This window comes from Neobacillus sp. K501 (assembly GCF_053749995.1).
This window is the reverse complement of the sequence record NZ_JBSLYA010000014.1, coordinates 82,811-93,189: the sequence shown is the minus strand read 5'-3', so window position 1 is coordinate 93,189 and position 10,379 is coordinate 82,811. Positions and strand designations below refer to the sequence as shown.

Annotated in this window: 11 protein-coding genes; 10 read left to right on the top strand and 1 reads right to left on the bottom strand. The window is 40.1% G+C overall.

Annotated elements, in window-relative coordinates:
• Positions 1-3: 3 nt before the first annotated feature.
• The 3 genes from ACWM35_RS23040 (at position 4) to ACWM35_RS23030 (ending at position 2,778) form a co-directional block, all read left to right on the top strand.
• Complete coding sequence (locus ACWM35_RS23040; protein WP_454820767.1) at positions 4-96, top strand: IS3 family transposase; 93 nt, start codon at positions 4-6, stop codon at positions 94-96.
• A gap of 142 nt (positions 97-238) precedes the next feature.
• Positions 239-1,438 (top strand): ornithine--oxo-acid transaminase, encoded by a 1,200-nt coding sequence (locus ACWM35_RS23035; protein ID WP_454821244.1) that lies wholly within the window; start codon positions 239-241, stop codon positions 1,436-1,438.
• Positions 1,439-1,494: 56 nt separating this feature from the next.
• Positions 1,495-2,778, top strand: a complete 1,284-nt coding sequence (locus tag ACWM35_RS23030; RefSeq protein ID WP_454821242.1) for a Glu/Leu/Phe/Val family dehydrogenase — start codon at positions 1,495-1,497, stop codon at positions 2,776-2,778.
• Between the two features lie 107 nt (positions 2,779-2,885).
• Here the strand turns inward: ACWM35_RS23030 and ACWM35_RS23025 are convergent, their stop codons facing one another.
• Positions 2,886-3,116 (bottom strand): DUF378 domain-containing protein, encoded by a 231-nt coding sequence (locus ACWM35_RS23025; RefSeq protein WP_454821241.1) that lies wholly within the window; start codon positions 3,114-3,116, stop codon positions 2,886-2,888.
• 165 nt (positions 3,117-3,281) lie between these two features.
• On the opposite strand from ACWM35_RS23025, the gene ACWM35_RS23020 reads away from it, so the two are divergent.
• From ACWM35_RS23020 to ACWM35_RS22990, 7 genes are all read left to right on the top strand, one after another.
• Positions 3,282-4,445, top strand: a complete 1,164-nt coding sequence (locus tag ACWM35_RS23020; RefSeq protein WP_454821240.1) for an iron-containing alcohol dehydrogenase — start codon at positions 3,282-3,284, stop codon at positions 4,443-4,445.
• Positions 4,446-4,609: 164 nt separating this feature from the next.
• Entirely contained in the window at positions 4,610-5,959 is a 1,350-nt protein-coding gene (locus tag ACWM35_RS23015; protein ID WP_454821239.1) for a glucose-6-phosphate isomerase, read from the top strand.
• 232 nt (positions 5,960-6,191) lie between these two features.
• Entirely contained in the window at positions 6,192-6,599 is a 408-nt protein-coding gene (locus tag ACWM35_RS23010; RefSeq protein ID WP_454821238.1) for a YugN-like family protein, read from the top strand.
• A gap of 123 nt (positions 6,600-6,722) precedes the next feature.
• Positions 6,723-6,887 (top strand): Spo0E family sporulation regulatory protein-aspartic acid phosphatase, encoded by a 165-nt coding sequence (locus tag ACWM35_RS23005; RefSeq protein ID WP_454821237.1) that lies wholly within the window; start codon positions 6,723-6,725, stop codon positions 6,885-6,887.
• A gap of 308 nt (positions 6,888-7,195) precedes the next feature.
• Positions 7,196-8,869, top strand: coding sequence for a DUF6044 family protein (locus ACWM35_RS23000; RefSeq protein WP_454821236.1), 1,674 nt, complete (start codon positions 7,196-7,198; stop codon positions 8,867-8,869).
• An 18-nt stretch (positions 8,870-8,887) separates the two neighbouring features.
• A complete protein-coding gene (locus tag ACWM35_RS22995) occupies positions 8,888-9,916 on the top strand; it encodes a glycosyltransferase (protein WP_454821235.1) in 1,029 nt (342 codons plus the stop codon).
• A gap of 13 nt (positions 9,917-9,929) precedes the next feature.
• Entirely contained in the window at positions 9,930-10,331 is a 402-nt protein-coding gene (locus tag ACWM35_RS22990) for a GtrA family protein (RefSeq protein ID WP_454821233.1), read from the top strand.
• The last annotated feature ends 48 nt before the right edge of the window (positions 10,332-10,379 follow it).

The following is a 10,379-nucleotide window of genomic DNA, read 5'->3' as shown; positions in this document are numbered from 1 at the left end:
TATATCAAATATTATAATAACAAGCGTATAAAACAAAAATTGGCAGGCATGAGTCCGGTTCAATACCGTATCCATACCAGCCAATTAGCAGCTTAATATAAAACTCTAACTTTTGGGGGTCACCTCAAACCTTGAATTGGTACTGGGCTTTTTTTTATAAATAATTTTCATTGTTTTTCTGTGCTCGGCTAAAATAAGATATGTACATAACCTACCGAAGAAATGGAGGAATAATTTTATGACAGCAGAAGCAAAAACGAATGCATTAATACAACAAACCGAAAAATACGGAGCAAAAAATTATCATCCACTGCCGATTGTCATCTCACGTGCTGAGGGTGTTTGGGTAGAAAATCCAGAAGGGGATAAGTATATGGATATGTTGAGCGCCTATTCCGCTGTGAATCAGGGGCACCGCCATCCAAAAATCATTCAAGCACTTAAAGACCAAGCGGATAAGGTAACTTTAACCTCACGTGCTTTCCATAATGATAAATTAGGCCCTTGGTATGAAAAAATATGTAAGTTAACGAAAAAAGAGATGGCTCTTCCAATGAACACCGGTGCAGAGGCAGTTGAAACGGCTTTTAAAGCCGCACGCCGCTGGTCTTATGATGTAAAGGGAGTTGCAGAAAATCAAGCAGAGATTATTGCTTGTACCGGGAATTTTCATGGACGGACAATGACGGCTGTTTCCTTATCATCTGAAGAGGAATACAAGCGTGGTTTCGGACCAATGCTTCCTGGAATTAAACTAATTCCATATGGAGATTTGGAAGCATTAAAAACAGCCATTACGCCTAACACAGCAGCGTTCTTAATTGAACCAATCCAGGGAGAGGCTGGGATTATTATTCCACCAGAAGGCTTTATGAAGGCTGCCTATGATGTTTGTAAACAAAATAATGTCCTTTTTATCGCAGATGAAATTCAAGCTGGCTTAGCACGAACAGGTAAAATGTTTGCCTGTGAGTGGGAAGGTTTTGAACCTGACATGTATATTCTCGGTAAGGCACTCGGAGGCGGAGTATTTCCGATATCCTGTGTCGTTGCAAACGAGAATATCTTGGGTGTATTTAATCCAGGTTCACACGGGTCCACTTTTGGAGGAAACCCGCTTGCCTGTGCTGTTTCTTTAGCTTCACTTGATGTTCTGATTGATGAAAAACTAGCAGATCGGTCATTAGAAATGGGCGAGTATTTTATCAAGAAGCTAAAGGAGATTAAAAATCCTAAGATAAAAGAGATTCGCGGCCGCGGTTTATTTATCGGGGTAGAACTTACAGAACCGGCAAGACAATATTGTGAGCAATTAAAGGAGAAAGGGTTATTATGTAAGGAAACCCATGACACGGTCATTCGCTTTGCTCCGCCGTTAATTATTACAAAAGAGGAATTAGATTGGGCGATTGAACGGATTCAAACCGTCCTTGGATGATTTGAATCAGGCTCGTACTGCTAAGATTTTAGGGAAAAACAAATAGGGGTGCCAATATGGGGAATCATGAAATAACAAGTAGTGTAGATGAAAAGGAAAACGAATCATTAAATCTTCTCACATCAACACAGATTGTTATTCATCAGGCTTTACAGCATCTTGGGGTAACAACAGAAGTGTATGAATTATTAAAGGAACCAATAAGATTCATGGATGTAAGGTTCCCTGTCCGTATGGATGATGGTTCGATTAAAATTTTTACCGGCTATCGAGCACAGCATAATGATGCCATTGGACCAACCATGGGAGGAATTCGCTTCCATCCTCAGGTGAATGTTGATGAAGTAAAGGCATTGGCGATGTGGATGAGCCTAAAATGCGGAATCGCAGATTTACCATATGGGGGGGGAAAGGGCGGAATCATTTGTAATCCGCGAACGATGTCATTTGGTGAACTTGAAAGGTTAAGCCGTGGATATGTTCGAGCTATCAGTCAAATTGTTGGACCAACGAAGGATATCCCCGCACCTGATATGTATACAAATTCCCAGATTATGGCGTGGATGATGGATGAATACAGCCGCCTCCGCCAATTCGATTCTTCGAGTTTTATTACCGGGAAACCACTTGTTCTTGGAGGATCAGAGGGACGGGAAAGAGCAGGTGCACATGGGGTTGCGATTTGTATAGAAGAAGCAGCAAAAAAACGCGGAATTTCGATTCAAGGGGCAAGAGTCATTGTCCAAGGGTTTGGAAATGCGGGGAGCTTCATTGCAAAGTTTATGCATGAAGCGGGAGCCAAAGTAATTGGCATATCTGATGTTTATGGCGCCCTATATGATCCAGATGGGTTAAATATAGAATATTTGCTTAATCGACGGGATAGCTTTGGTACGGTAACAACTCTTTTTGAAGGCACGATGACGAATCAAGAATTGCTGGAAAAAGAATGTGATATTTTAGTACCCGCAGCGATATCCAATCAAATTACCGCTGAGAATGCGGGAAATATCCATGCGAAAATCATTGTAGAAGCAGCCAATGGACCGACAACACTGGAGGCCACGAGAATTCTATCTGAACGAGGCATCCTGCTTGTCCCGGATGTTTTAGCAGGCTCAGGGGGAGTTACTGTTTCCTACTTTGAATGGGTTCAAAACAAACAAGGCTATTATTGGAGCGAGAAAGACATAGCGGACAAATTGCAAGAAAAAATTATCCGCTCATTTAACCACATCTACGAGCTGGCCCAAAATCGCAAAATAAACATGCGCCTAGCCGCCTACATCGTCGGCATAAAAAAAATCGCCGAAGCATCCCAATATCGGGGCTGGACCTAAAAACAAAAATCCTTGCACTTTATAGTGTAAGGATTTTTGTTTGTTCGAGATACGGTGCCTGTCACCACTCGTGGACACTGTCCACCTCAGGCGGACAGTGAGGAAGGTCACCGGCGCCCAACTTCGGGTTCTTTTACGTAGTTTTCGTTTGCTTTGAAGAGGAGTCCAAGGTTTAGGAGTCCGGCGATTCCGACTAGTCCGTAGATGATTCGTGCTAGTGCGGAATCTTGGCCGCCAAATATGGCGGCGACGAGGTCAAATTGAAAGAAGCCAATTAATCCCCAGTTTATTGCCCCGATAATGGTTAAGATTAGTGCAAGTCGTTGGATTGTACTCAAGAGTTTTCCTCCTTCATAGGTAGTCATTCATTATCATGATTAAACACGTGAAAAATATGCATATGGGGCATTATTTTTCCAGGCACCCGAGTTCTTTTGAAACCGTTTTTTTGCAAATAAGTCAAAATTCATTAATAATGAAAAGTGGAAAGGAAGGTGCTCAATATGCAAAATTTTACATTTTGGAATCCGACTAAATTAATTTTTGGTAAAGGTCAGCTAGAACAATTAAAAAAGGAAATTCCAGCCTATGGGAAAAAGGTATTACTTGTTTATGGCGGAGGTAGTATCAAACGAAATGGTCTTTATGACAACGTAATGAAATATTTGCAAGAAATCGATGCCCAAGTTTTCGAACTATCTGGGGTAGAACCAAACCCAAGGATCACAACGGCCCGCAAAGGCGTGGAGATTTGTAAAAAGGAAGGCATCAACTTTCTCTTAGCAGTAGGCGGCGGAAGTGTGATTGATTGCACCAAGTTAATCGCAGCGGGAGCAAAGTATGATGGAGATGCCTGGGATTTAGTAGTAAAAAAAGCATTTGTTAAAGAAGCATTACCATTTGGGACCGTGTTAACCTTGGCGGCAACTGGTTCTGAAATGAATTCAGGTTCGGTTATCACCAATTGGGAAACAAACGAAAAATACGGTTGGGGAAGTCCAGTAACCTTTCCGAAGTTTTCGATTTTAGATCCTGTTAATACTTTTACGGTTCCGAAAGACCAAACGATTTATGGAATTGTCGATATGATGTCTCATGTTCTAGAGCATTATTTTCATTTGGAGGAAAATACGTTATTCCAAGATCGCATGTGTGAATCATTGCTCATCACAATCATGGAGACAGCACCCAAATTACTCGCAGATCTAGAAAGCTATGAGCACCGGGCAACCATTCTTTATAGTGGTACAATGGCGCTTAATGGAATCTTAAATATGGGCTATCGCGGTGACTGGGCTACCCATAATCTTGAGCATGCTGTCTCAGCGGTTTATGACATTCCTCATGGAGGCGGTCTCGCGATCCTTTTCCCACATTGGATGAAGCATAATCTGAAGGTAAAGCCAGAACGCTTTAAACAGCTTGCTATCAGGGTATTTGGCGTCAATCCAGAAGGGAAAAGTGCAGAGGAAACAGGACTTGAGGGTATCGAGAAATTACGTGAGTTTTGGAACAGTATTGGTGCTCCATCACGCTTAGCAGACTATGACATCGATGATTCTAAGGTAGATTTAATGACAGATCGAGCAATGGTCAACGGTGTGTTCGGCAACTTTGCAAAATTAAATAGAGAAGATGTACTGGCGATTTATCGCGAATCATTATAGAAAAGCAGCTCGAGCATAACTATGTTCGGGCTTTTTTGACAATAATTTTTAGATTGTAAAAAAAATATCGAAAATGGGTACGCTTACAATGGACAACCTTCCTTGAAAAACTGTCCAGCTTTCGATAAAGTGATTAGTGAAAATAAAAATATGGAGGATCATACATGACCCACGTACGTTTTGATTACTCAAAAGCACTTACCTTTTTTGGTGAGCATGAACTTACATACTTGCGTGACGCTGTAAAAGTAGCGCACCACTCGCTTCATGAAAAAACAGGAGCAGGCAATGACTTTTTAGGGTGGATTGATCTCCCTACAAACTATGACAAAGAAGAATTCTCACGGATTCAAAAAGCTTCAGAAAAAATTAATGCTGATTCGGATGTGCTGTTAGTTATCGGAATTGGCGGTTCATATCTAGGAGCTAGAGCAGCGATTGAAATGCTAAACCACAGCTTCTATAATGCTCTTCCTAAGGAAAAGCGCAGTACGCCACAAGTTATTTTTGTAGGAAATAATATCAGCTCCACTTATATGAAAGACCTTATGGATCTTCTTGATGGAAAGAACTTCTCCATCAATGTCATTTCTAAATCAGGTACAACAACTGAACCAGCAATTGCCTTCCGTATCTTCCGTAAGCTTCTTGAGGAAAAATATGGGGTTGAGGAAGCACGTACAAGAATCTATGCAACAACAGATAAAGCAAGAGGTGCGTTAAAAACATTAGCAACAGAAGAAGGTTATGAATCATTCATCATTCCAGATGATGTCGGCGGCCGTTATTCTGTACTGACTGCTGTTGGTTTACTTCCAATTGCGGTGAGTGGTGCAGATATTGAAAAAATGATGGAGGGTGCAGCAAAGGCTTCTGAAGACTTTAGTCATTCCGAGTTGGAAGAAAATGCAGCTTATCAGTACGCTGCTGTTCGAAACGCCCTTTACAATAAAGGAAAAACAATTGAAATGCTGATCAACTATGAGCCTGGTTTGCAATATTTTTCTGAATGGTGGAAGCAGTTATTTGGTGAAAGTGAAGGGAAAGATCAAAAAGGAATTTTCCCAGCATCCGCAAACTTCTCAACAGATCTTCATTCTCTTGGTCAATATGTCCAGGAAGGCCGCAGAGATTTGTTTGAAACGGTTATTAAGGTTGAAAAGTCACGTCATGAGTTGACGATTGAAAAAGCTGACAGTGATTTAGACGGTCTAAATTATCTTGCAGGACAAACCGTTGATTTTGTTAACAATAAAGCTTTTGAAGGAACGATGCTTGCCCATACAGATGGCGGAGTACCAAATCTAATCTTGTCGATTCCAGAAATGGACGAATATACATTTGGATATATGGTTTATTTCTTTGAAAAAGCTTGTGCGATGAGCGGCTATCTCCTAGGTGTAAATCCATTTGATCAACCAGGTGTTGAGGCATATAAAGTGAATATGTTTGCATTATTAGGTAAGCCAGGCTTTGAAGAGAAAAAAGCTGAACTTGAAAAGCGATTAAAATAATGGGAAGAGTGCTGAAAATAAATTCAGCACTCTATTTTTTTTTGCGAAATTGGGGAGACTATTCAAAAAGGCGAAAGCGCCCGTTTAGCGCACGACAGGACTGGAGCCCTTCAACTGAGATAAAGGAAACACGGAGAGCGTAGCGCATTCGTGCTTGACTTATCGTAGGTCGGAGGGCGAAGTACACTAGTCGCTGGGTGCTGGAGCTGGATTAAAAAAGGGGGGCTCTATCATGATTGAACTACCATCAAAAATTGAAGGAATGCAGTTTGATTTATATAAACTGGAGCAAAAATTAAAACCAAAAGGATATTCAATCGGAGGGAATTGGGATTATGATCATGGTGCCTTTGATTATAAAATAAATGATCAGGATGGTTACCAATTCTTGCGGGTGCCATTTACGGCAATTGATGGACAATTAGATGCTCGCGGCTGCACGGTTGAGTTGGGCCGACCATTTCTTTTATCCCATGTATATGAAAGTGGTTTGGATGAACGGGCTGATGCAGGACCGATATCAGGGACACTACATCAGTTTGCTGAGCCGATTGATAAGGATGGCAGTTTTCCAGAATCCTTTATTCCAATTGGTAAAAGACTGGTCGAAGAGCTGGAAGCCACGCTCCTGACAGAGTGATAGGAATTTGTTCATCGAAATGTCATAAATCTCTATGAAAACTACTTGTATTCATGTATAAAAATCAATACATTAAGGTTATTAATATAAAATAAGGTTTTAACGTGAAAAGGGGTCTGAGGCATGGAACAAAGATTACATCCATTGTTATTTTCCATTGAAAAAACGAGGATTGAAATGATCGATTTAGCGCAACAATATGGATATTCAAACCCCAGTGTTGTTCAATGCAGCCAAAAGCTCGACCTACTTTTAAACATTTATAATAGTAAAACGATCAATCATTAAAACGAATGGCCTTTCGCGAAGCGGAGGGCTATTTTATTTGATAAAAAAGTATAAAAATCGACTTTGAGAATTGTCTAGCTCCAGCGCCTAGGGGCTCGGGTCATAAGCCGATCCGTCAAGAAGGTTAAAAAGCAACCTTCTCGCCGGCTCGTCTTATGCCTGTCGCCCCTGGACAAGGCGCTTGCGCTTTTCTTAATTCAACCGATTTTTGGAAAAAAACTGCATGAAAGGAATAATATCCATTCAGGATGCAAACTTTATTTATCAACGGGGGAAGTTTTAGGACGAAGATTTTGAGGTGTAATAAAGTGTTCATTGATGCGAAAAAAGGGCAGAGATTCATTATTTTAGCTTTACTTATTCTAGTAGTTTATCTATCCCCGCTCTTTATTCTTCAAGAAAATGCCCATATCCGAGTTCATGATAATTTGGATTCCAATTTGGCTTGGTATAAGGTCCTAGCACAAAGTGGCCAAATGTTTGGAGATGTAAAGGCGGTTATCCCACAAATCATTAATGGAGTACCAAGGAATGCCTTTGGGACAGAATATAGCCTCATTGTTTGGTTGTATTCCCTTTTTCCAACCATGATTGCTTATGCCTTTAGTCAGGCAATAACGAGGATTGTTGCATTTTTCGGGATGTATTTATTACTAAAAAAGCATTTTCTACCTGGAGAAAGATGGGGATTTGTCCAAATAGCAACCGCTTTGGCCTTTGCCTTAACTCCATTTTGGCCATCAGGGATGCTAAGTACATTGGGGATGCCGCTTGCACTCTGGGCATTTCTTAATATTCGCAATGGGGAAGATTCGGCAAAGGATTATCTTGTCCTTACACTCCTGCCGCTTTACGCTAGTATCGTTTTAGGGTTTTTTTTCTTTTTAAGTGCAATCGGAATCTTATGGCTTGTGGACATCTTCCGAGGAAAGGGTTTTAATCTTCGATTTTTTCTGTCGATTGTTTATATGACAGCTGTTTTTATGCTGGTAGAATATCGATTGGTCTTTTCGTTTTTATTTACAGGTGAACCAAACAGCCGTGATGAATATTTTCACACAAGCTTGACCTTTTGGCACTCTATGCGACTGACGCTAAAAAACTATGTATTAGGACATACCCATGTGATGACGGTACACGGCTTATTTATTTTACCAGCGACGTTCATGGCTTTGTATTTCGTCTATGCCAAAAAGCTATGGAAGCAGGAAAAGCTATTTGTTTTTTTATTTATATTAAATTTCCTTTTATCACTTTGGTATGCCTTTTGGTTTTACAAGGGCTGGCTTCCCTTAACAAAGAAGTTTCATTTTATGGATACCTTTAATTTTGCCCGCTATCACTTTTTAAGGCCGCTAGTCATTTATGCCAGCTTTGCACTCGCCTTAAAAATCCTTGCATTGCAAGGGAGGAGCTGGGCAGCATCCGTGAAATGGCTAGCTGTCTTTCAAATTGGATTACTCTTTATGTTTAATGATGAAATCATCTATCATCAAAAGCCGACGGTAAAGGAATTTTACGCTGAGGAATTATTTACAGATATCAAAGAGTTCATTGGCCGCGACCCGAAGGATTACCGCGTTGCTAGTATCGGACTTCATCCGGCGATTGCCCAGTATAATGGATTTTACACGATAGATACGTATAATAACTTTTATCCATTATCCTATAAGCATCATTTTAGAAAAATAATTGAGAATGAATTGGTTAAGAATAAAACAATTCAAAAGTATTTTGATAAGTGGGGCGGACGCTGTTACATCTTTACTTCTGAGCTTGGGAAAAAATATATGATCAAGAAAGATTCCCATAGGAAATTAAAGAATCTACAGTTAAATACGGCAGTATTTAAAGAATTAGGTGGACAGTATATATTATCGTCCTTACCAATCATCAATGCTCAAGATAATCAACTAATGCTAGAGAAAGTCTTTGAATCGAAAAGTGCAGCATGGAAAATTTACTTATATAAGACTTTGTAAACACCGGGGGTCACAATGATGATGGAACCAGTCTTGACAATTGTCGTACCTTGCTACAATGAGGAAGAAGCATTACCTGAGACCTTTTCACAGCTTGAACAATTATTAAAACACTACATCGAGGATCAACTTGTATCTAACCGCAGTAAGATTTTATTTGTGGATGATGGCAGTAAGGATCGGACCTGGGAGATGATTTATAAAGAGGGCTTGAGGAATGAGCTTATTCGCGGATTGAAATTATCGAGAAATGTAGGTCATCAAAATGCGCTCTTAGCTGGGCTGATAGCTGCTAAAGATACCTCAGATTGCGTTGTTTCGATTGATGCCGATCTCCAGGATGATATGCACGTCATTCGTGAATTTATTGAAAAATTTAATCAAGGAAATGAGATTGTTTACGGTGTTCGCAATCGCCGTGATACTGATTCATTATTCAAGCGCAGCACGGCCCAAGGTTTTTATCGATTTATGCAAAAGATGGGGGTCAATCTTGTCTATAATCACGCTGACTTCCGCCTAATGAGTAAACGAGCTGTCATAGAGCTTGAACGCTTTGAAGAAGTGAATCTGTTTTTACGAGGGATGGTACCGCTCCTTGGATTTCAATCGGACATGGTTTATTATGACCGGAAGGAAAGGAATGCTGGAGTATCCAAGTATCCGCTAAAAAAAATGCTGGCGTTTGCTTTTGATGGTATTACATCCTTTTCTGTCTCACCCATTCGCTTTGTGCTGTTGATTGGATTAGTTTCTTTTTTCATGAGTCTGTTGTTTGGCTGTTACTTTTTAATCTTAAAATTTTTTGGTCATACCCAGACAGGCTGGACATCGCTTATTACCTCCATTTGGTTAATCGGCGGGTTACAGCTGATCGCGATTGGTTTGATCGGGGAGTATGTAGGGAAAATTTATAAGGAAACCAAACATCGTCCGAAATTTATTGTCGACATCGATACATTAAATTTGCCTCTGCCGCGACATCATTTAATCCGACAATTAGAGGAGGAAGAGTATCATAAAATGGAGCGCAGGAAAAATTTATAAACCAACGCATTCCATGGTCCGTTTTATTATAGTTGGAATGGTGAATACAATGGTGGGTTTATTGATGATGTTTTCGCTTTTACACCTTGTCCATCTTTCCTACTGGTTCTCTACTTTTATAGGAAATTCAGCAGGGGCATGTGTCAGCTATATTTTAAATCGAAAATATACCTTTAATAGTAATGTCTCCTTCCAGCGAGGGCTGCCGAGATTTTTAATGATTATTCTGTTCTGCTACTTTACCTCCTTTTTTTGTAGTGAGCGACTTGTAGAATGGATGAGTCTGCATGTAGGATTAACCAATGCCACGGAACAAAATATTTCAGTGTTAGTCGGCAGCTGCCTGTATACCTTAAGTAATTATTTTGGACAGAAGTATTTTGTCTTTAGAAAAGTGAAAGGGTTTTCCTATTAAGGAATACTCTTTTTTTGTGGTACAAACCTCTTCTCTTGAATAAAAATG

What these genes read in the sequence shown, in the direction of transcription:
- ACWM35_RS23010 (WP_454821238.1), top strand. Translation starts at nt 6,192, where the DNA reads ATGATTGAACTACCATCAAAAATTGAAGGAATGCAGTTTGATTTATAT.
- ACWM35_RS23030 (WP_454821242.1), top strand. Translation starts at nt 1,495, where the DNA reads ATGGGGAATCATGAAATAACAAGTAGTGTAGATGAAAAGGAAAACGAA.
- ACWM35_RS23035 (WP_454821244.1), top strand. Translation starts at nt 239, where the DNA reads ATGACAGCAGAAGCAAAAACGAATGCATTAATACAACAAACCGAAAAA.
- ACWM35_RS22990 (WP_454821233.1), top strand. Translation starts at nt 9,930, where the DNA reads ATGGTCCGTTTTATTATAGTTGGAATGGTGAATACAATGGTGGGTTTA.
- ACWM35_RS23020 (WP_454821240.1), top strand. Translation starts at nt 3,282, where the DNA reads ATGCAAAATTTTACATTTTGGAATCCGACTAAATTAATTTTTGGTAAA.
- ACWM35_RS23015 (WP_454821239.1), top strand. Translation starts at nt 4,610, where the DNA reads ATGACCCACGTACGTTTTGATTACTCAAAAGCACTTACCTTTTTTGGT.
- ACWM35_RS22995 (WP_454821235.1), top strand. Translation starts at nt 8,888, where the DNA reads ATGATGGAACCAGTCTTGACAATTGTCGTACCTTGCTACAATGAGGAA.
- ACWM35_RS23005 (WP_454821237.1), top strand. Translation starts at nt 6,723, where the DNA reads ATGGAACAAAGATTACATCCATTGTTATTTTCCATTGAAAAAACGAGG.